Origin of the sequence: Candidatus Angelobacter sp. (assembly GCA_035607015.1) — a bacterium.
In the GTDB taxonomy this organism is placed as follows: domain Bacteria; phylum Verrucomicrobiota; class Verrucomicrobiia; order Limisphaerales; family AV2; genus AV2.
Genome location: DATNDF010000016.1, coordinates 1 through 21,600 on the forward strand (window position 1 = coordinate 1; position 21,600 = coordinate 21,600).

Here is a 21,600-nt window from a genome sequence, read left to right on the forward strand (position 1 = left end):
ATTTTCAAGGAAATCCCGCGCGCCTTTGGACGTCCCGGACACCCGTCTTCTCGACGAATTCCACGAGATTGTTCCAGGCAGTGCTGAAGTCAGGTCCGCCGTTTTTCATTTCCGGAACGGCTTCCTGCCTTGTCCAACCGCAGACCGCCACGCGATACGTCGCGCACATCATGCCGGTGCGGTCCGCACCGCGCCGACAGTGGACGAAAGCCGGCAGATTATTTGTGTCGGAAACCGCGCTCAGAAAATCAATCACATCCTCCTCCTCGGCAGGCAGGGTTTTGTCTCGAAGCGCACGCTTTTCATACCCCCAACCTCGACTTCGTCTTTGTCCGAATGAAACGCGCGCAGTTCATCGGCGGCCGGCCGTCGCCGGTTCGAAGTTAATCGTGTTTGTCCGTTCCGCCACACGCAGGAGCATCACCGCGAGACGCCCGTGTCGACAACCAGACCGATTTGCCGTTTCCTTTTCATTTCCCCTTGGAGAAACGCATCGCCGCGCGTTTAAGCTCGCGGTCGGCGTCGCGCTTTTTTATGTCCTGACGTTTGTCGAACTGAACTTTGCCTTTGCCAACCGCGAGCGCCACTTTCACCCTGCCGTTCTTCCAATAAAACGAAAGGGGAACCAGCGCGTGGCCTTTGACGGACGCGAAGCCGAACAGCTTGCGAATTTCCGATTTGTGCAACAGCAGCTTGCGCGGCGCCTTCGGTTGGTGGTTCTGGAGGTTGCCGTGTGAGTATTCGTCAATGTGCGCGTTGTAGAGCCACACCTCGTCCTTTTCCACCCGGGCGAAGGCGTCGCTGATCTGGCCCCGGCCGGCGCGCAGCGATTTGACCTCGGTGCCGTGCAACACGATGCCGGCTTCAAACGTTTCAAGAAGGTGATAATCCCGCCGCGCCTTCGAGTTGGTCAGGATGTCGGCCATAAACAAAAGCAGCCAGAAGGAGGTCCTTCTGGCTGGTCGCGATTCTCCGCGTCAGAATCTAGCCCCGCTTGCGTTTCTTCGGGGCCGCCAATTCTTCCGGTGCGTCGGGGATCGGCTCCCAGCTCATTTTGTCTTCGACGATTTCCAGCAACGCGATGTCCCCCACACCCACGCTGGGAGGCGTCTCGATGAGTTTTCGGCTCACGGTCCCACCAGCCGAATTCAGCTGCCGGACGCGGCGTGAAATAAGGTTTACCAGAATGTTGGGGTTGCCAACCTTCTCCAATGCTTTTTTGCAGAGTTCGGCGTTCAAGATGTTCGTTTGGTCAATTAGACAAGCGCGGTAAACTAGTCGAGGCGGGATGACATACGCAATAGAAAAAATACCCCACCGAACGCGCGTTTGAAGGTGTTCTGAATCGTGTTGACCCCTGCCACTGTTCCGTGCATCGTCGCGCGGCAATGACAACGACCGCCTCATCCTCCTATTCGATGCGCCCGCGCATCGCGGACGTTGTCGCCCGCCCGAGTGGTCGCCGCGTTTCGTGGCGCGCCATCAAGGTCAATCGACATGGCAAGCGGGAGGTTTCGATCTAAACTTAACCAAAGATTCCCAAACCCTGCTTGCCGAAAGGTGAGCAGGGTTTTTTATTTCCCATGAACACCACAAATCCGACTTTGCTGGCCACCTTGCGGGCGCTGCCGCGTCCGGCGTGGATTCTTTTCCTCGGCGTGTTCCTAAATAAGTTCGGCTCGTTCGTTGTGCCGTTCCTGACGCTGTATCTCAAGCAACAGGGGTATTCGATGGCCGATGCCGGACTCGCCATCGGCGCTTATGGTGCGGGACATTTTCTAGCATCCGGTCTGGGTGGCCATCTGGCCGACACCATTGGCCGACGCAAGACCATCGTGCTCTCGATGTTCTCGGCGGCAATCTCCATGCTGTTGCTCTCGCAGGCGCGCAGTCTGCCGGCGATCATTTTGCTGACTGCGTTTGCCGGTTTGGCCGGTGAGTTGTATCGCCCGGCCAGCAGCGCGTTGCTGGCCGACCTCGTTCCAGCAGGCCAGCGCATCACCGCCTTCTCGGCGTATCGCATGGCCTTCAACGCCGGTTGGGCGTTTGGCCCCGCGACGGCTGGGTTCCTCGCCGAACGCGGATATTTCTGGCTGTTCGTCGGCGATGCGGTCACGTCGGTACTGTTCGGATTGGTTGCGTTCTTCGCGCTGCCGCGTGGCGTGCGCAGTCAACAGGCCGAGAGTAAATGGCCGGACGCGCTCGGAGTGTTGCGCCACGACCGCAGGTTTCATCAGGTGTTGATGGCGTCGTTCGCCATCGCGCTGGTCTTTTTTCAAATCAGCTCAACCTATGGCCTGTTTGTGACGCAGCTCGGATTTTCCACCGCCACTTACGGCGCGATCATCTCGTTGAACGGCGCGATGGTTGTCCTTTGTGAATTGCCATTGAGCGCGATCACGCGCCGTTTTCCTCCGCGCCGGGTCATTGGGCTGGGTTACGCACTGGTTGGAATCGGCTTTGCGCTAAACGCATTCGTTCAAACGATTCCCGCGCTCGTCGTTGCCATGGTTGTGGTGACGTTCGGAGAAATGTTGACAATCCCGGTGTCTGCCGCGTACGTCGCCGACCTGGCGCCGGCGCACATGCGCGGCCGTTACATGGGCGCATTCGGTTTGACATGGGCGCTCGGACTTACCCTGGGGCCGAGCCTGGGCATGGCACTGTTCCACTGCGGTGCCGCTGTGTTGTGGCTATCGTGCGGTGCGCTCGGCCTGGTAGCGGCAACGATTATTCTCAAAGAAGTGAAGGAACGACCGGCATCCGCAGGCGTGGCTCGCATCGGGACAGAGTTTGCCGTGCGTGAACAGCCGTTGGACTGAGGAGCCCGTTGCAAGGTTGCGTCGGCGGTATTGGCACAAATCGTGTTACTTTTCCGTGTTGCGCGGCGTCTGGTTCGTGGTGACGCGCAAAACGATTCGTGAACGCTTATGAATGATTTCCTTTGCAATAACCGGCTGCGCCCCGACGAAGTCCTTTGTTCCCGCCGCCAGTTCCTCGCCCGGACCGGAATGGGACTCGGCGTGCTGGGTTTGGCCGGGCTGCTTTCCAGGGAGACGCTCGCCGGGACCGCTGGCACGGCTTCGAGCCCACTTCATCCGCAGTTTCCAGCACGGGCCAAGCATGTCATCCACATTTTTGCGCAGGGCGCGCCGTCGCACATTGACACGTGGGACCCGAAGCCCGCCCTCGCTCAATACGAGGACAAGTCTCTCCCCGACCTCAATGGCGTGGCGATGCCTTCCCCGTTCAAGTTCAAGAAATATGGCAAGGCGGGCATCGAGGTCAGCGAAGTGTTCTCCGCCCTTGGCCAGCATGTGGACGACATGGCAATCATCCGTTCGATGCACACGGACATACCGGCGCACGACGTGGCGACGGTCTTCATGAACACGGGTTCGCTCCGCATGGCCAAGCCCAGCGTCGGCGCGTGGGCGCTCTATGGTCTCGGGAGCGAGAACGAGAACATGCCCGGTTACATATCGCTGCGGCCAAACGGCGGTTCGCCGCCGGGCGGCGCGCTAAACTGGGGTTCGGCTTTTTTGCCGGGGAATTTTCAGGCCAGCAGCATCAACACCGGCGCGGGGACGGTCGAGGGGATGATCCAGAACATCCGCAATCCATATTTTTCGCAAGACGAGCAGCGGCACCAACTCGACCTGGTGCAAAAACTCAACGCGATCCATGCGCGCCAGCTTCAAAAGGACCCGCAGCTCGAAGCCCGCATCGAGTCATTCGAAATGGCCTATCGGATGCAGATGGAGGCAACCGACGCGTTCGACATCGCGAAGGAATCGCAGAACGTCCGCGATCTCTACGGCAGCACGCCGCAGGGGCGGCAACTGTTGATTGCGCGGCGGCTGATCGAACGCGGCGTGCGTTTCGTTCAGGTCTGGGCGGGCGGCTGGGATCATCATCAGGACATTGAAGACCGGCTGCCTCAGAGTGCGGCGGAGATTGACAAGCCCGCCGCCGCGTTGCTCGCCGATCTCAAACAACGCAGCCTGCTCGACAGCACCCTGGTGATCTGGGGCGGCGAGTTCGGACGCACGGTCACGCGCGACCGCAACGGGAACGACAACCCCGGGCGCGACCACAATAACCGCGCGTTTACCGTCTGGCTTGCGGGCGGTGGCGTCAAAGGCGGGACGGTTTACGGGGCGACCGATGAGTTCGGCGCGCGCGCTGTCGAGAACAAGGTTCACATCCACGATCTGCACGCGACGATCCTGCGCCTGCTCGGTTTCGATCATGAGAAGCTGACCTACCGCTACAACGGGCGCGATTTCCGGCTCACCGACAACTTCGGGAAAGTCGTGCAAGGGATCATCGCATGATGAAGATCTGCCTCATGACGGCGAACCGTTCCCTGACTCCGGCGCAGCCTGTCGAGAAGAAACGGGTTCCAGTCGAGGTCAAATGGGGCGAAGTTGAAATACCCGCGGCGATCATGATCCGCCGGGTTCGTGGCGCACCCATGCTGAATCTCAATGCCAGGGGCCGCTTGCTCGTTTCCAGGGCCGCGCTCGGCGCCGCGTTGTTGCTCGCAGCAAGGATATCAGAATCTGCTGTCCCGGCCGCGGAACCGACCCGGGCTCAAACCGAGTTCTTCGAAAACAAAATCCGGCCGATTTTTTCAGACAATTGTTACAAGTGTCACAGCCCGTCGAACGGCAAGATCAAGGGAGGGCTGGAGCTCGATTGGAAAGGTGGTTGGGAAAAGGGCGGTGATTCCGGCCCGGTGATCGTTCCCGGCGATCCAGAGAAAAGTTTGCTCATCAAAGCCGTCCGCTACACCGATCCCGACCTGCAAATGCCGCCCAAAGGCGACAAGCTTTCCGACGCGCAAATCAACGACCTCGTCGCCTGGGTCAGGATGGGCGCGCCAGACCCGCGCGCAACGCGGCCCGATGTGACAGTCGCTGCAAAGTACGGCGGCAACGGCAAAGATCATTGGTCGTTCAAGCCGGTGACAAAGCCAACTCCGCCGGCGGTGAAGAATGAGGCTTGGGTCAAGAATGACGTGGACCGGTTCGTCCTGGCTAAATTGGAAGCGAACGGCATGACACCGAACGAACCGGCCGACCAACGCACGCTGATTCGCCGTGTCTATTACGACCTGATCGGGCTGCCGCCCACCGAGGATGAAGTGGTGGCGTTCCTCACGGACGATTCACCGCGGGCGTTCGAGAAGGTCGTGGACAAACTGCTCGCCTCGCCCCACTACGGCGAACGCTGGGGCCGTCACTGGCTCGATGTGGCGCGGTATTCCGATTCGAAAGGACAGTTCAATCGCCAGCGCGAGAGTTCGATTTATCCCTACGCCTGGACGTATCGCGACTACGTGATCAAGGCGTTCAACGACGACAAGCCTTACGACCGGTTCATTCTGGAGCAGCTCGCGGCCGACAAGCTGAATCTCGGCCCGGACAAAGGCACGCTTGCGGCGCTTGGTTTTCTCACGGTTGGAGACCATTTCAACGGTAATCCCAATGACATCATCAACGACCGCATCGACGTCACCTCGAAGGCGTTTCTCGGCCTCACGGTGTCGTGCGCACGCTGCCACGATCACAAGTTCGATCCCATTCCGCAGGCCGATTACTATTCGCTGCATGGCATTTTCGCCAGCTCTGTTGAACCTGGCGTGAAACCGGTGATTTCCGCGACGAACACGAACTATCAGGATTATCTCGCGAAAAGGGCCGAACTCGACGCGCGCGTTCAAAATATCCGCACTCAGAGCGTCGCCGCCGCGTTCGGCGATTACAAACGGTTCGGTGGAATTTATCTTTATGCGACACGACTGCCCGCGAAGGAACGCGACGCCTATCTCACGAAAAATGGCGCCGACCCCGATCTACTGAAGCACTGGCAGCGGATCATCCAGGGCGGCGGGCGGCAGGCCGCCTCGGTGTTCGCGCCATGGAACATGCTTTCTCGAATTCCAGAACCGCGCTTCGCGGAACAGTCGCGGCGCATCCTTGCAAATCTCGATCGCAACGGACGCGCGCGACAGTTGAACCCGCAGGTCGTCAAAACATTGAAAGGCGCGGCCCCGCGTTCCATGGCGGAACTGGCCGCAATCTACGGCAACCTGCTCGCGAATCCCGATCCCGAATGGCAGATGACGATTTCCACGTTGCTGGGCGATGTCGCGCTGCGGGTCTTGCCGAACCGGCAGCGTGCGCAGTTCTTCGCGCTGCGTGAACAAAGCGACATGCTGGATCTGGTGCATCCCGGCGCGCCGGCCCGCGCGATGACGCTCGTGGACGGCCCCAACCCTAAAGACTCACCCATCTTTATTCGCGGCGAGGCTGAGAATCAGGGGGACGTTGTGCCGCGCCGGTTCCTCGAAGTTTTGTCCAGTCCGAACCGGCCGGCGTTCAAAAACGGCAGTGGCCGGCTGGAACTGGCACTGGCCGTGGCCAGCAAACACAACCCGCTTACCGCTCGCGTGATGGTGAATCGCGTCTGGGAGCATCATTTCGGTGAAGGCTTCGTGACAACACCCGACGATTTCGGCAATCAATCGGCGCCGCCGAGTCATCCGGAGCTGCTCGACTATCTGGCGAGCCGTTTTATGGAAGACGGCTGGTCCATCAAGAAACTGCACAAGTTGATCCTGCTCTCGGCGACCTATCAGCAGAGCAGCAGGAACAATCCGGCCTACGCGGAGAAGGACCCGTTCAACCGACTGCTCTGGCGCGCGAACGTGCGCAGGCTCGAGTTCGAGCCGTTGCGCGACTCGATTCTTTTCCTCGGTGGCAAGCTCGATCTGACGGTCGGCGGCCATCCGATCGACCTTTCCGAGGGCACGCACATGACGCAAAAACGTTTTCAGGCCATCATGAATCGCTATGGGAAATACAACCTGCCCACCGCACCACGCCGGACGGTCTATGGCTACGTGGACCGCGCGGACCTGGTCGAGGTGCTCAACACGTTCGATTTCGCCAGCCCGAACATGCCGACCGGCAAACGTTACGAGACCACGGTGCCACAGCAGGCGCTCTTCCTCATGAATAGCCCGCTCGTCATCGAACAGGTGCGCAATGTCGTGGAACGAAAGGAATTCAAGCAGCAAAAGACCGGAGAGGATCGCGTGCGCTATCTTTACCAGTTGTTTTTCCAACGACTGCCGACCCAGGAGGAAGTGCGCGACGGCCTGGAGTTCGTCACGTCACACCACGAACCGGAACCCCCCGTGGCCACCGTCCCCGCACTCGAACCCGTCGCCAATGTCATCGGCAAGCAAGACAAACGGCGGCCTTTCAACCAGGTCAGTCCCGCCAGGCGTTCGCGAAAACCGCTGACCGGCTGGCAGGAATACGCCCACGCTCTGCTGCTCACGAACGAAGCGTCGTTTGTAAACTGATTCACGTTGCCGCGGCGCGGGATTTGAACGGGACGGTCTGTTCTTCAAAAACGCTTCCCAGCCACCGGACATCGGAGTTACCCCTCCGCCCTCCTCCCCGGAAAAACCAGAAGGAACACGGAAAATGTCCTCCCTCGTCTGATTGTCTCACAAAGGGCGTTTCCACCGGCCCGTTCCCGCTTGCGTCGTGTTGGCCGGATTCCCATACTCGCGGCCTTTGAAAATTTATGAACACGTCTCCCATTCGCGTGGCGGTGACCGGCGCCGCCGGACAGATTGGTTACTCGCTTCTGTTCCGCATAGCCTCGGGTGCGATGTTCGGCCCAAACCAGCCGGTCATTCTGCATTTGATAGAGATCGAAGCCGCATTGCCCGCGCTCGGGGGCGTCGTGATGGAACTCGATGATTGCGCGTTTCCGCTCCTCAAGGGCATCGTGCCGACGGCGGATCTCGACGAGGGTTTTCGAGGCGCGAACTGGGCTTTGCTCGTCGGCAGCGTCCCACGCAAGCAAGGGATGGAACGCAAGGATTTGCTCGGCATCAACGGCAGGATTTTCATCGGCCAGGGCCGGGCAATTCAAAAAAACGCCTCCACCGATGTGCGCATTCTTGTCGTCGGCAACCCCTGCAACACGAATTGCCTCATCGCAATGAGCCATGCGCCTGATGTGCCGGGCGGCTGCTGGCACGCGATGACCCGGCTCGACGAAAACCGCGCGAAACTCCAGCTCGCGAAAAAGGCGGGCGCGGACGTCACGGCCGTGACGAACGTCGCCATCTGGGGCAATCATTCGACGACGCAGTATCCGGATTTTTACAACAGCCGGATCAACGGCCGGCCGGCAACCGAGGCGATCCGGGACGACGCCTGGTTGAAAGGGGAATTTATCGCCACCGTACAACAGCGCGGCGCGGCGATCATCAAAGCGCGTGGCGCATCGAGCGCGGCCAGTGCGGCAAACAGCGTCGTGGATAGTGTTCGTTCCATCATCGAACCGACGCCGTCGGATGACTGGCATAGCGTCGGTGTCTGCTCCGACGGCAGCTACGGTGTCGAGAAGGGGCTCGTTTCCTCCTTCCCGGTCCGCAGTGATGGCAGGAAACTCCAGATCGTGCCGGCCCTGTCAATCAACGAATTCAGCCGCGCGAAGATTGACGCGTCGGTAAGCGAGTTGAAGGAAGAAAAAATGCTGGTGACAGAGCTGCTTCCGAAATGACTCTTACGCCGAACGACCTCGCCCGCTTCATTGATCATACACTTCTGAAGCCGGATGCCACGGCCTCCGACATTGAGCGACTTTGTAACGAGGCGCGGGAACACCGGCTCTTTGCGGTCTGCGTGAATGGGTCGCGCGTCGCGCAAGCCAGCCATGTTCTGGACGAGAGCGAGGTGAAAGTGGCCGCCGTTGTCGGCTTCCCACTGGGCGCGACGGATTCAGACTCGAAACGGTTTGAAACGGAGGCAGCGCTGGACAGCGGAGCGCAGGAGATTGACGTGGTCATCAACATCGGACGGCTTCGGGATGGCGATCACGCTTACGTGTTGCGCGAGTTGCGCGACGTCGTCGAAGCCGCAGATGAACGCCCCGTCAAAGTCATCCTTGAAACCTGCCTGCTGACGCGCGAGGAAAAGATTCGCGCCTGCCGGGTTGCGCTCGATTCCGGGGCGCATTTCGTGAAGACTTCCACCGGTTTCAGCACTGGCGGCGCGACCGTCGAAGACGTAAAGCTGCTCCGCGAAATCGTCGGTCCGAAGTTTGGCGTGAAGGCCGCCGGCGGCATTCGCGACACGCGGGCGGCCCTGGCCATGATTGAGGCCGGAGCCACGAGATTGGGAACGTCGAATGGCGTGGCGATCGTGCGAGGCGTTGGAGGTGGGCCAACTGGTGGTTACTGAAGTTTTCTTCGGGCGTCACGACCCGGCGCGTTTCTGGCATTCCTCGCGCCGTTTTCGATCAGCTGGCGGAATACAGAAGGTGATTCACGGCGCGCGAAAGATACGGAAGAATTGAACCGGTTCGTTCGCGTTCGCGCTCCAGCCGATATTTGTCGCGGTCGCGATGAGATTGGTTGCGTGTTTCGTCCACACACTCAAATCGCTTGAACCTTCCACATCGTAGGCCCATCCGTCGGCGGCCTCCCAACTGAGTGCGACAACGCCGTTGGTCACGAAAACCGAAGTCAGCGCGAAGGGCGGCGCGTACGGATCCCGGAACGTCATCAGCACCGGCAGATGGTCGGAGGCGGTCTTGTCATCAAGCTGCTGGAGCGGTGGCGGCACAGGACTGAGCAGATCCGTACGGAAAATCTCGCTGGCGGTGATATTCGAGAACAGCAGATCGCCCGGCAGGATGTAATCAAAGCGGGCGTCGAGCGTGGCACGAATGGAAATCGTGCGGTCGTCTTTCGTGACAGGATTCACCGGCGTAGTGAGATGCAAACCCGTGTTCGCGTTCACCAGCCGTTCTATCGGATGCCGGGTGCTGCTCGGTGGACGATTGACGTCCTCGTTCAAATCGCCGGTGAGCATATAAGGCCGGCTGCCGTTCGTCGGCAGAAAGACGGTGGCGAAAAAATTGGAAATGGCGCTCGCTTCGGCGGCGCGGCGCGAGGCACTGGTGGAATCAGACTGCGCCTTCAGATGCGTGGTAAACACATGGACGTGTTCCGGGTACTCGGGCACGCTGATCTCCGCCTCGAACAGGTCGCGTGTGAAAGTGGAGGGAGAATTGGTGTAGCCGAAGGGTATGAGACTCACCCCGTCCAGCCACTTTTGCGAACGCACAATCGGGAAACGGCTGGCGATGACGCTCCGGAGAAAGCCGTCAGTGCCGGAATTCGTCGCCAGAAAATAACTGGGCAGATAGGCTTTCACAAAGTTGGGCATTTGATAACTGTTGGTAAAGGGGATTTCCTGGAACGTGATGATGTCCGGATGCAGGTGAATCATCTCGCGCCCGATGGCCTGGACCTGAGTCGAGTTCGTGCTCCAATCGGTCGTCCCGTTCCCGCTCACGTTGTAGGTCAGCAGAGAAAAGGCGCACAGCGTCGCGCTCTGGCCGGCGCAAACCAGCGCGACAATAAAACCGCGGGATAACACGCACCGAATTAACCCGCGAATGGCGCGGGCCGCAAGAGGTTCTTCACCGACGCCGGGTGTACGCGTCCCGGGAATACTTTTCGCGCGCCAGTTGCTCCGCGCGCTGGATTGAGCTTGAATCCTGTCCAAACGGTGACCACCGCACATTCCACCTTTCAAATGCGACGTCGCACATCGCAGCCTGCCAATCCGCCTTCGCCAGCGGGATCGGCGGTGGTTGCACCGAGCCTTGAATCAGCAGCCCGAGTCGATTCCGTCGTTGCGCCGCGCCCGCGATTTTGCGCCCCTGCCAGAGAACATCAAATTGCTCGGCGCCGACGAAACATTGACCGGCCGCCCCCACCCGGCGGGAAGGCGAAAGTTCCGCCACCAGACCCAGTTTCGCGAAAGCGTCCCGGATCCATTCGTGTGTCCGACGATAACTTTCCTGCGCGCGCGATGCGTGCCACCAGTGGTCCCGCGGAAAAACAAGGCTGTAGGTCCAGTCGGCGTCGTGCGGCACGAGCCCCCCACCCGTTGGACGCCGCACCAGAGGGCGCAATGAGGTGAGGCGCTCGACGTCGGAACATTTTTGAAAATAGCCAAACGACGCCGCGCGTTCGGTCCAGCCGTAGAAACGCAACACGGGCGCGCCCCCGTGCGCGGCGAACTCGAGCAACGCTTCATCAAACGCCATATTGAAATCGGCAGCGCACGGGCCGGAGTTCAGGAGGAGCCAATGTTCGACCATCGAGTCAGAACGTAGCCGCAAGCCTCAACTGGCGCGAAGAAATTCCTCGTGAGGCAACCCGCAACCTGGAGGTCGTGCCTACACCTTGCCCGCCGAGGGACAAAGTTTTCGGATTTCACAATTCGGGCAATCGGGCTTGCGCGCGGAGCAGCGACGCCGTCCGTGCCAGATGAGCCAGTGACTGAACATCGTCCACTGCTCCTGCGGCACCAGTTTCATCAATTCCTGTTCGATCTTTTCCGGCGTCTTCGCCCGCGTCAGCGCCAACCGTCGAGACAGCCGCGCGACGTGGGTATCCACGACGACGCCTTCATTGATGTCAAAGGCATTTCCCAGAACGACGTTCGCCGTCTTGCGTCCGACACCTCCGAGTTGGGTCAATTCCTCCAGCGTCTTGGCCACTTCGCCGCCGTGCCGTTCCACCAGCGCGCGGCAACAGGCCCGAATGTTCTTTGTCTTGTTCCGGAAAAAACCCGTGGTCCTGATGGCCTGCTCCAGCTCGGCGGGTTTGGCATTCGCGTAGTCCGCCGCCGTGCGGTATTTCTTGAACAATTCGCCCGTCACCAGGTTCACTCGCTTGTCGGTACACTGCGCCGACAAAATAGTCGCGATGAGCAGTTCGAGGGCGGTCGAGTAATTCAACTCACAGTGGGCATCCGGATAAGTCTTCCGCAGCACGGCGAGAATTCTTTTGAACCGGGCGGCTTTGGATTCGTTGGACTCACGCACAATCTCAAGACATCGGCCGCTTTCCGGGCCTCCAATGGTGGTATTCGTGAATCTCAAAATCCTCCCGATTCAAAGACGTATTACATACAAGACAAAGTTGGTATTCCGCTCCTTCTGGCCCTGCGCGTCGTTGTTTCAAGCATGGAATCAATGTAATGCCGTGCGCTTCCCATTCATCGTGATAATCGTGCTTCTGAGCCTGCGTTTGACGGCGAAGTTTGTCCCAGTCTCGTCGTTTTGCCATAGACGCATCACCATTGCACATCACACCAACTCCGGCGCGACGAAATCCTCGGAGGGTTTGTAACGCGGCGTCCCTTTGGCGGCTTCGACGTACTCAAACACCTTGCCTTCAAAGTTGCGGATGACGACGCGGTCGGCGTTGCGGCTCAGCACATAGTCCGGGTTGATCGGCACCTTGCCGCCGCCGCCCGGCGCATCAATCACGTACTGCGGCACGGCGTAACCGGTCGTGTGGCCGCGCAATGCCTCCATGATCTCCAGACCCTTGCGCACACCGGCGCGCAGGTGCGCCGAACCGGAAATCAAATCACACTGATAAATGTAGTAGGGCTTCACGCGGCACATGAGCAGTTTCTGCACGAGCGCCTTCATCACCGTCGCGTCGTCGTTGACGTGCCGGAGCAGCACCGACTGGTTGCCCAGCGGAATGCCGGCATCGGCGAGGCGGCCGAGCGCTTCGCGCACTTCGACGGTCAGTTCGCGCGGGTGGTTCGAGTGAATGCTGATGAACAACGGGTGGAACTGCTTGAGCATTGCGCACAACTCCGGCGTGATGCGCTGTGGCAAAAAGATCGGGATGCGCGTTCCGATGCGGAGAAACTCGACATGATTGATCGAGCGCAATTGCCCGAGGAGGTGTTCGAGCTTTTCGTCACTAAACAACAGCGGGTCGCCGCCGCTGAGCAGCACATCGCGGATTTCGGGATGATCGCGGATATATTGAATCTGGCGATCAACCTCCGGATGAAAATCGTAGCCTGTCGCGTTGCTCACCAGACGCGAACGCGTGCAATAACGGCAGTAGGCCGCGCAGCGGTCTGTGACCAGAAAAAGCACGCGGTCCGGGTAGCGGTGTACCAGTCCGGGCACCGGCGAATGCGAATCCTCGCCGCACGGGTCGCTCATTTCCCAGGACGCCGTGTGCGTTTCCTCAACACGGGGAACGACCTGCCGGCGGATCGGACAGTTTTCGTCTGTCGGATCGATCAGGTTGAAAAAGTAAGGGGTGATCGCGAGCGCGAGCTTCGTGTTGGCGAGCTGAGTGCCGGCGTATTCCTCCGGCGTGAGCGAAGGCATGAGCTGCTGAAGGTGTCCCAATGTGGTGATGCGGTTCCTGAGCTGCCAACGCCAGTCGTTCCAGTCCTGCTCCGAAACGTTCGACCAGAACCCCCGCCCCGCTGGCATGAATTCCTTTAAGAAACCGAGCCGACTGTCTGATGGCGGCCTGCCGCCGTCCGCCGATGAAGTTTCGTTCATGGTGCGGGAACTATATTTTGGGTCTTGAAGCTGTCAAGGGGCGGGCTGTAAAAGAGCCGTTTGACGCCCTTATCACTTCGTGGGACGGGCTGACGCGCTGACAGGTGGCCCGTTGGTGGCTCGCGCCTCGGTGCGCGCCACGTCCAGGTCGTCCAGTCTTTTGACGACGTCACGCACCAGAAAATCGGCGCGCATCGCCGGCAAACCGGGCAACGAGCGTGCCACGCCCACCTGGTCGCGCTTGCCGAGGTAATCCTCAATCGTTGCCCGGTAGTCCTCCACCAGAGCGACGAGTTCGGGAGGAGTTCTGAATCGCACAACGAGCAACTGGGACGCCACTTCCTTGAGCGCGATCCGCTGGCGGAGGTACTCCCAGTCCGTGATGATCTGCTGGACGCTCAGCCGGGTGCGTCGCGGCATGTCTCTGCGGTTGCCGGACACCAGCGCGTACGGGTGCAGCGTTTCATCCAGCTTTTGCAGAACGACGGGCTGCGACCACGCATGGCTTGGGTCCTGCCCTGTGAACCGGACGAGGATGACCGCCCACCATTTTTCCACGTCGAGCAGGCGCGGGAATTGGGCACGAAATGCGTTCAGGAACGCAGACTGCCAGTTCAGGTACAACGGCAGTTCGTAGAGCGTCTCCACCAGCGTCGCGCGACCGCCGGGCAAAACCAGGAGCTGACTGACGAACAGCTGCGCGGAGGCCTGAAAGGTCTTCCAGGTTTCCTCCGGAACCGGGTCCGGAAACGAATCGCCCAGTTTGGCGAATGTAAATGCCGCGTGGGATCGCAGGCGCTCGCGCGCGTCTTCAAGCGGATCACGCCGGAGGGCCTGCCGCGCCCGCCAGCTGATGTTCACACGATTCACATTCCACTGAGGTTGGGTGAACACGAGGCCCACTTCGCTTGAATGGATCAAATGCTGTGCCAGACCTTCGGACAGCCAGAGCGGGATGTCAGCCGAACGCAGGCCGGCGTTGCGGTTCGCAATTTCCATCAGCATTACCTGAATCAAACCGCGCACCAGTTTGGACCGCTCGATCCAGCGGGGCAGCTCCATCTGGTACTGCCAGCCGTCGGTGAAGGCTTTGGCGACAATGACAGGGGACTGGTTGGTGGGCAGCGATGAGTTGATCTCCGCATAAATGTGACCACGCCAGACGTCGGCCATCACCAATTCACGCAGCAACGCCTGTTTGATCCGCTCGCAATTGACGGCGAGAATATTCGGGTCCAGCTCGACGAACGTTGAATTCGGATCGGAATAATTTGTTGATATCTGCGACAGGGTCGGCCCGCGAATGACGAACTGACCAGTGCTGCTCCGCGCGGTAACAACAGGTCCGGCGTTCAGCGCGCCGTGCGCCGCAAAGGCGATCAATGGACCGAGCACGATCGCGATGGTTTTCATGGTTCGTTAGCCCGGCAGGCGCGCCGCCAAAACCGCTTGGAGTGTGCCTTTACAGCACGTCACTTGCCGTCCTTCCCGGGTTTGGCGGCCTTCGTTTCAGTTTTCGTCGCGGGCTTGGCTTCCGCTTTGGCGGCCGGTTTCGCATCGCCACTGGCCGACGGCGCGGGCGCCGGTGATTCTTTCTTGGCAGCTTCCTTGTAGCCTTCGCTGCGATAATCGGTGATGTAAAAGCCGCTACCTTTGAAAATCAAACCCGCTCCGGCGCTGACGGCTCGTTTGACCTTTCCCTTCCCCCAGCGCTTCATGCGGCATTTCTCTTTCGGGCAAATTGTCAGCGGCTTGTCAGTGATCGGCTGAAAGGCGTCAAATTGATGCTCGCACTTGGAACAAATGTATTCGTAGGTCGGCATAGTACGCAGTTAATAAGCAACTGTTGCAGCAAAGGTCAAGCCCCGTGGGAGATACAAGACCGCGACACTCGACCTCTTAATGGCTCAAGGCGGCGACGCCTCGCCTTTTACAGCAGTGTTCGATTATACAAACTTCGCCAGTTTTCGGCCTCAACTTCTCCCCACACTAAACCGCAGTCGAGACACCCGAACGCGTCGTCGTTCAGCCGCACACCGCGCTTGGGCGAAAATGTGATCCAACGAAGATCACCGGGACCAGCAGATACCGCTTCTTTCGCTCCATCGAACTGCCTGAACGCCCCATGCTTGACCGCTGAGTTCCGCATCGGAGGCACACGATCATCGCACTGACTTTGAATTCCTTTATCCTCCGATGCAACTCATCGTGCGCTCGGGCTGCACGAAATCCGGCTCGCCGATGTGATGGCGCTCCTCCTTCTGCCGGACGATTTCGCGCAAGCGTGCCTCGATGGTTTCGTCCGGAGCGCCACCGCGCAAAAGCGGTTTCAAATCGTGCTCTGTAAGACTGAACAGGCAGGTGCGGATTTTGCCATCGGCGGTCAGCCGGAGCCGGTTGCAGTGCCCGCAGAACGGCTCGCTTACCGGGGCGATGATTCCAATTTCACCGCGGCCATCGGCAAACGTCCAGCGTCTGGCGGTTTCCGAAGGATTCGATTGTTTGGCGGGTTTCAACTCGAAGCGCGCCTGGAGCCGCCGAAGCATCTCGCGTCCGGGCACGACGAGTTCCTTCTGCCAGGCGCGGCCAGAATCCAGCGGCATGAATTCGATGAATCGAAAACTCAAATCCTTCTCCCGGGCGAATTCGGCAAGCGATTCGATCTCATGATCGTTAAGACCGCGAATGATGACCGCATTGACCTTGACCGGGCTGAATCCCAGTTCGCGCGCGAGGTCAACACCGGCGAGCACGGAGCGCAGACCGTCGCGTCCCGTGATTTTTTTGAAATTATCCGGATCGAGCGAGTCCATGCTGAAGCTGACGCGTTGGAGTCCGGCCTCACGCAGCGCGCGCGCCTTCTGCGGGAAGAGAAAGCCGTTGGTCGTCATCGCCAGATCGGTCACGCCGGGAATCTGCGCAAGACCGCGCACCAGTGTTTCCACATGCTGCCGCAGCAGTGGCTCGCCGCCCGTGACGCGGACCTTTTCAACGCCGAGCCCCACCGCAAGGCGGACGACCCGCTCAATTTCCTCGAAGCTCAGGATGTGCGAGCGCGGCTTCCACTCGCGCGTGATTGGTGTGGGCGGCGCCGGGTTTTTCAGCGCGTCGAATTTGACGCGGTAAAAGTCCGCGGCCTCTTCCGTTTCCGGCAGGCAATAGAGACAGCGAAAATTGCACCGGTCAGTCACGCTGACCCGCAGGTCGCGCATCATGCGGCCATGCGCATCAACCAGCAGGCTTGATCTGGTCACTTGGGCGGCGCGGCGGGCGCGGGCGGGTTGGCGGGAGGTGTGTTCGTGCCCGGTGAAACGATCTTCGCGCCGCCGGACTGTTTGACCTCCACGTTCAGGTCGTAGTTGGTCTGCGGTCCGGTCGTGGCAAAGCCCTTCTGCAATTTTTCCGCGCCCTTTTCCGTGCCATACAGACCGCGCCGAATCCACTCAAGGCGGCGTGCGATGGAGAGTTCATCGCGCAGTTTGCGCACCTGGTCGCGCAGCACCGCGAGGTCGTTGAATTTCCGCTCCAATTCCGCCTTTTCCGCCTGCAGACGTTTCAATTCTTTGAGCAGGAATTCACGGTCCCCTTCCGAGGCGGCAAGCTTCTTCTGTGTGTCCGTAATCTGGGATTCCAGATTGCCGATCGACGTGTTCAAGTCGGCCATTTTCTTGGTGAGATCGTCGTTCTGGCCTTCAAGATCGGCGATCTTTGCGTCGCGCTTGGCTATTTCATCCTTCGCCTGTTCGGCCGCAGCCTTGGCGTCCTGCTCAGTTTTCACCAGCGTGGCTGTCACATTGTCCAGCTTGTTTGAAAAACTCGACGCTTCGGAGGTCTTGTTTTCGAGCGTCTTTTCCAGGGTGTCGTTGACCTTTTTCTGCTCGGTAAGCTGGTCCTGGGTATGCACCACATCATTCGACAACTGCAGGATCCTTGCGTCGGCAGCATCCTTGTCCTGAACCGCCTTGGCGTGGCGGATGAGCAGGCCGACCCCGAGCACGACGCACAGTACGACCAGTGTGACTATTCCAGTTTTGCCTTTCATAATGCCCAAACATGCGCGGAGTGGGAAAATTTGGCAAGCCGCATCTCGGCTTGAATTACAGACGCGCTCGACTAAACTCCAAGCATGGAATTGCCGCGTGAAGTCCCGGTCATGACGCTCCCCAGCGCCATCCTTTTCCCGCAGGCGATGCTGCCGCTCTACATCTTCGAGCCGCGCTACCGGCAGATGCTTGCCGATGCGCTCAGTTCGCACCGGATGTTTTCGGTGGCGATGCAGAAACCGGGGCGTGTGCGCGAAACGCCATGCCAGGTGGCCGGCCTCGGCTTGATCCGGGCTTCGGTCGCACGCACGGACGGAACCTCGAACCTCGTCCTGCAGGGCATCGCGCGCGTGGAGCTCGGGCAGGCGGTCCGCCGCAAACCCTATCGTGTGCATCGCATCCGGACGATCGAGTCCACCGCGGCCGACAGTGTGGCCGTGGACGCACTGACGGTCAAAGTGCTCGAGCTTGTTTCGGATCGTCTCGAACAGGGTTTCGAGCTTCCCTTCCATGTCTTGAAAAAACTTGGCCAGCTTGAAGAACTCGATACCGATGAGTTGCCCCCGGACTTCGCCTTGAAGCAGGGAATCGAAATTCTTGCCAAACTCAACAACCCGGAACAAATCGCCGACCTTGTGTCCGGCACGCTGCTCTCGTCAGCGGTGGAGCGCCAGCTCCTGCTGGAGACCGTCGATTTGGAAGCGCGCCTCAAGCATCTCATCAGTTTTTTAATGGCGGAGATCCGCCGGCAGGGGAAAAACAAAAAAACATGAACGAAACCCAGCCCACCGACGGCGCGCTGGCGAGCGCGAGCCGCGAAGAGGTCCTGTCCGCGCTGTTCGCGGGCATGATCCTTCAACAGACCAACATGGCGCTGATGCTGCTCGGCCGGATGCCGCACCCGGAAACCGGCGAGAACATGCGCGACATTGACAGCGCAAAGATGTTTATCGACCAATTGGAAATGCTCGAGGCCAAAACCCGGGGCAACCTCGACAAGAACGAGGAGAAACTGCTGAAACAAAGTCTGACCACCCTCCGCATGGCGTTTGTGGAGACGGTGGACGAGCAGCCCGCGCCGGCCTCTCCCAAGTCGTCCGGGAGCGCGGCAGAAAGGGCCGCCGGGTCGTCCAGCCCTCCCAGCCCCGCTGCTTCACCCAGCGCCGAGGAAGACTCGCGGAAGAAATTCTCCAAAAAGTACTGACCGGGAGGACAACGGCCACGGACATGGCGCGGTGGCAAACCCGACCGACCGCTTCCATGAAGGCGCCCCGCGCAGTGACAATTGAATGCTACTTCTTGTCCGGGGCAGCTGGTGGGTTCCCGACCGGCTCCATCGGTGGTTTCGCGCCGTTGAAGTATTCGAGGTTCGCCTCCTGCTTCGCCTTGTCCAGATAACCCTTCAACTGTTTGTCCACTTCCTGGCGCGCAAGATAATCCTTGAGATCGTCCTTCACCTTGGCGAACGCAAGCTTCTGGGCCGGCGTTCTCTCGTACAATTTAATGATGTGGTAGCCGAATTGTGTCGTGACCACACCGCTGATTTCATTCGTCTTGAGCGAGAAGGCCGCGTTCTCGAACTCGGCGACCATCGCATGTTGCGGGTCGTCCTTGGCCCGTGCGAATGTGTATTCGCCGCCCTTGCTCTTCGAACCGGGATCTTCCGAAAACTCCCTCGCCAGTGCGGCGAAGTCCTCGCCCTTCCGGGCACGCTCCAGGATTTTTTCCATCTGCTGCCTCTTCTCCTTTTTCTTTTCGTCGGTCAATTCCTGGCCGGTGCCGGGATCACGCGTTGAAAGCAGAATATGCGCGGCGCGGACCGTTTCCGGTCGGTCAAACTCCGCCCCGTGTTCGTCGTAGTACTTCTGCGCCTCGTTGTCGGTGATGTTGATTCTGCTTTTAAGCTCGCGATCAATGACCTCCTTGCAGACCGACTGCTCCAAGACCTGCGCGTCAAATTGCGCAGGTGTGAAATTCATGACGCCAAGCTGCCGGTTGAACGATTCCTCGGAACCGGCTTGACTCTTCGTGTCGGCCACGAACTTGTCCGCGGCCGCCCTGGCTTTCTTTTTGTCCCCGTCGGTCGCCTTGTTCATGAGGAGCCGGGTGATCACCAGCCTGTCGAGCAATTGGGATTCGACCTGCTCGCGCTGCGCCTCGGGGAGGGTCTGACCGCGCGCGTTGAGGTTGGATTTGAATTGCAGGAACGCTTCGTCCAACTGGCTTCGTTTGAGTTCGACTCCCTTGCCCTTGCAAAGCACGTCGTCCGCGAACAACTGCCTGCCACCAGCAGCGGGTTTCGGCGCGTTTTCCTTCGCGGCATCGGCCGCGTCAACGTAATTCCATGCGAATGTCAGTGCGCCCAGCAGGAGCATCGTCGTTCTGGTTTTCATTTTATCTTTTTCTTCCGGCAGAATTCCGCGCCAGATTCCGGCGACGTTCGCACAACGTGAAACCGATTACAACTTCACAACACGCACGTTGCTGATGTCGGGGTCCTTATGGATTTCGTCGAGCAATTCCTGCGGAGGCACACTGTCCAGGTTGAGCACGGTCAACGCATGACCGCCCTTGTTGTCGCGGCTCAAACTCATGTTCGCGATGTTGATCTTGTATTTGCCCATCAACGTGCCGATGTAGCCGACGATGCCCGGGCGGTCCTTGTTCGTCATCAAAAACAGGACCCCCGACGGCACGATTTCCACCGGCAGACTGTTGATGCGCACAATGCGCGGATGGCTCTGTTTGCCAAAAAACGTGCCGCCCGCCGAAACTTTCTGCTCTTCTGAATGGACAGCCACGTGCAGCCATTCGTTGAAATCTGTCTCCTCGTTCGATTTGATTTCCTCGACGAGCAAGCCCAGCGCTGCGGCCAGCGCGCGTACGTTGACCTGGTTGACGTCTTTTCCGCCCGCCGATTCCAGAAAGCCCTTCAGCACCGAACGGCTGATCGGATCCCCGGGCATCTCGGTCGCCTTGCCGCCGTACGTGATGACCAGACGCTCGTTACGTTTGGGCGCCAGTTGGGCGAGCAGCCGGCCCAGCTTCTCGCCAAGGTTCAAATACGGTTTGACCACCGCATAGGTCTTGGCATCGAGATTCGGGAGGTTGACCGCGTTGCGCACGGCTCCGTGCGTCAGATAGTCCATAATGGCTTCGGCGACCTCGATGCCAACATTTTCCTGCGCCTCCTCCGTGCTGGCCCCGAGGTGCGGCGTCATGATGATCTGTGCCAGGTCCCGCAGCGGGAACCCCTTCGGCGGCGGCTCGATTTCGTAAACGTCCAGGGCCGCACCGGCCACCTGCCCGCTCTTGATCGCGTGGCTAAGGTCTTTTTCGTTGATGATGCCGCCGCGCGCGCAGTTGAGCACGCGCACACCCTTCTTCATTTTCGCAAACGCCGCGGCGTTGATCATACCCCGCGTTTCATCACTCATCGGCATGTGGACGGTAATGAAATCCGAGCGCGCGTAGAGTTCATCCAGTTCGACGAGCTCAACCTGCAGCGCCTTGGCGCGCGAAAGCGCGAGGAAAGGATCATAGGCCAGCACTCTCATGCCAAAAGCTATCGCCCGACGGGCCACTTCGCTGCCGATGCGGCCCATGCCGAGAATGCCGAGGGTCTTGTTGCAAAGCTCGACGCCCTGAAATTCCTTGCGATTCCACTCCCCGGCCTTCATCGAGGCGTGTGCCTGCGGAATCTTTCGCGCCAGCGCCATCAACATGGAGAACGTCAGTTCCGCCGTGGAGATCGTGTTGCCGCCCGGCGTGTTCATCACCACGATGCCTCGCTGCGTGGCGGCTTCGACATCCACGTTGTCCACACCCACGCCCGCGCGGCCGACGACGCGAAGTCTCGGCGCGGCCTCGATCACCTTCTTCGTCACCTTGGTCTCCGAGCGGACGACCATCGCGGCGACTTCACCCACGAGCGGGAGCAGATCGCCTTCGGATAATCGCTTGTCCAGCACGGTCACTTGGAACTCAGCTCGCTGCTTCAACAAAGCGATGCCCTTGGGTGAAATCGGGTCGCAAATCAGCACGTTCATAAAACAGGCCGGGCACTGTATGAGAAGGCCATGGGCAGGTCAAATACTCAAACGTGCAACCCCATCCGGTG

20 protein-coding genes are annotated in these 21,600 nt (G+C 59.6%); 7 read left to right on the forward strand and 13 right to left on the reverse strand.

All coding sequences use genetic code 11. From position 1 onward, the window contains the following. Nucleotides 1-4 precede the first annotated feature (4 nt). The 3 genes from VN887_00535 to VN887_00545 form a co-directional block, all read right to left on the reverse strand. Entirely contained in the window at nt 5-277 is a 273-nt protein-coding gene (locus tag VN887_00535) for a tyrosine-protein phosphatase (GenBank protein ID HXT38485.1), read from the reverse strand. Between the two features lie 193 nt (nt 278-470). After that, nucleotides 471-926, reverse strand: coding sequence for an SsrA-binding protein SmpB (gene smpB, locus VN887_00540; GenBank protein HXT38486.1), 456 nt, complete (start codon nt 924-926; stop codon nt 471-473). A gap of 58 nt (nt 927-984) precedes the next feature. Further along, entirely contained in the window at nt 985-1,131 is a 147-nt protein-coding gene (locus VN887_00545) for a hypothetical protein (protein HXT38487.1), read from the reverse strand. A 452-nt stretch (nt 1,132-1,583) separates the two neighbouring features. On the opposite strand from VN887_00545, the gene VN887_00550 reads away from it, so the two are divergent. The 5 genes from VN887_00550 (at nt 1,584) to deoC (ending at nt 9,275) form a co-directional block, all read left to right on the forward strand. Continuing rightward, the gene (locus VN887_00550; protein HXT38488.1) at nt 1,584-2,822 is read left to right on the forward strand and encodes an MFS transporter; all 1,239 of its coding nucleotides are present in this window, start codon (nt 1,584-1,586) and stop codon (nt 2,820-2,822) included. Between the two features lie 108 nt (nt 2,823-2,930). Beyond that, complete coding sequence (locus VN887_00555) at nt 2,931-4,337, forward strand: DUF1501 domain-containing protein (protein ID HXT38489.1); 1,407 nt, start codon at nt 2,931-2,933, stop codon at nt 4,335-4,337. Further along, on the forward strand, nt 4,334-7,378 hold the full coding sequence (locus VN887_00560; GenBank protein HXT38490.1) for a PSD1 and planctomycete cytochrome C domain-containing protein: 3,045 nt from the start codon (nt 4,334-4,336) through the stop codon (nt 7,376-7,378). The genes VN887_00555 and VN887_00560 overlap by 4 nt, the downstream gene beginning before the upstream one ends. A 227-nt stretch (nt 7,379-7,605) precedes the next feature. Next, nucleotides 7,606-8,595, forward strand: coding sequence for a malate dehydrogenase (locus VN887_00565; GenBank protein HXT38491.1), 990 nt, complete (start codon nt 7,606-7,608; stop codon nt 8,593-8,595). After that, nucleotides 8,592-9,275, forward strand: coding sequence for a deoxyribose-phosphate aldolase (gene deoC / locus VN887_00570; protein HXT38492.1), 684 nt, complete (start codon nt 8,592-8,594; stop codon nt 9,273-9,275). The genes VN887_00565 and deoC overlap by 4 nt, the downstream gene beginning before the upstream one ends. Nucleotides 9,276-9,359: 84 nt before the next feature. On the opposite strand, the gene VN887_00575 is transcribed toward deoC, so the two are convergent. From VN887_00575 to VN887_00610, 8 genes are all read right to left on the reverse strand, one after another. Beyond that, the gene (locus VN887_00575) at nt 9,360-10,478 is read right to left on the reverse strand and encodes an endonuclease/exonuclease/phosphatase family protein (protein HXT38493.1); all 1,119 of its coding nucleotides are present in this window, start codon (nt 10,476-10,478) and stop codon (nt 9,360-9,362) included. A gap of 43 nt (nt 10,479-10,521) precedes the next feature. Then, nucleotides 10,522-11,208, reverse strand: coding sequence for a lipoate--protein ligase family protein (locus tag VN887_00580; protein ID HXT38494.1), 687 nt, complete (start codon nt 11,206-11,208; stop codon nt 10,522-10,524). A gap of 78 nt (nt 11,209-11,286) precedes the next feature. After that, nucleotides 11,287-11,940 carry an endonuclease III gene (gene nth / locus VN887_00585; GenBank protein HXT38495.1) on the reverse strand — a complete coding sequence of 218 codons (654 nt, stop codon included), beginning with the start codon at nt 11,938-11,940 and terminating at the stop codon, nt 11,287-11,289. 261 nt (nt 11,941-12,201) lie between these two features. Beyond that, nucleotides 12,202-13,365 (reverse strand): KamA family radical SAM protein, encoded by a 1,164-nt coding sequence (locus VN887_00590; GenBank protein HXT38496.1) that lies wholly within the window; start codon nt 13,363-13,365, stop codon nt 12,202-12,204. Between the two features lie 144 nt (nt 13,366-13,509). Next, nucleotides 13,510-14,850, reverse strand: coding sequence for a hypothetical protein (locus VN887_00595; protein ID HXT38497.1), 1,341 nt, complete (start codon nt 14,848-14,850; stop codon nt 13,510-13,512). Between the two features lie 59 nt (nt 14,851-14,909). Next, nucleotides 14,910-15,260: an FmdB family zinc ribbon protein gene (locus tag VN887_00600; protein HXT38498.1), complete on the reverse strand. Its 351-nt coding sequence runs from the start codon at nt 15,258-15,260 to the stop codon at nt 14,910-14,912. Between the two features lie 363 nt (nt 15,261-15,623). Next, nucleotides 15,624-16,691, reverse strand: a complete 1,068-nt coding sequence (gene moaA / locus VN887_00605) for a GTP 3',8-cyclase MoaA (protein ID HXT38499.1) — start codon at nt 16,689-16,691, stop codon at nt 15,624-15,626. Beyond that, nucleotides 16,688-17,479, reverse strand: a complete 792-nt coding sequence (locus VN887_00610; protein HXT38500.1) for a hypothetical protein — start codon at nt 17,477-17,479, stop codon at nt 16,688-16,690. The genes moaA and VN887_00610 overlap by 4 nt, the downstream gene beginning before the upstream one ends. 84 nt (nt 17,480-17,563) lie before the next feature. Here VN887_00610 and VN887_00615 point away from each other — a divergent pair, with 84 nt between their 5' ends. Together VN887_00615 and VN887_00620 are read left to right on the forward strand one after the other, a co-directional pair. After that, nucleotides 17,564-18,253, forward strand: coding sequence for an LON peptidase substrate-binding domain-containing protein (locus tag VN887_00615; protein ID HXT38501.1), 690 nt, complete (start codon nt 17,564-17,566; stop codon nt 18,251-18,253). After that, nucleotides 18,250-18,684, forward strand: a complete 435-nt coding sequence (locus VN887_00620; protein HXT38502.1) for a DUF1844 domain-containing protein — start codon at nt 18,250-18,252, stop codon at nt 18,682-18,684. Before VN887_00615 ends, VN887_00620 begins: the two co-directional genes overlap by 4 nt. An 88-nt stretch (nt 18,685-18,772) precedes the next feature. Here VN887_00620 and VN887_00625 read toward each other — a convergent pair whose 3' ends face one another. After that, nucleotides 18,773-19,873: a peptidylprolyl isomerase gene (locus tag VN887_00625; GenBank protein ID HXT38503.1), complete on the reverse strand. Its 1,101-nt coding sequence runs from the start codon at nt 19,871-19,873 to the stop codon at nt 18,773-18,775. A gap of 66 nt (nt 19,874-19,939) precedes the next feature. Further along, nucleotides 19,940-21,529 carry a phosphoglycerate dehydrogenase gene (gene serA / locus VN887_00630; GenBank protein ID HXT38504.1) on the reverse strand — a complete coding sequence of 530 codons (1,590 nt, stop codon included), beginning with the start codon at nt 21,527-21,529 and terminating at the stop codon, nt 19,940-19,942. Between the last annotated feature and the right edge of the window lie 71 nt (nt 21,530-21,600).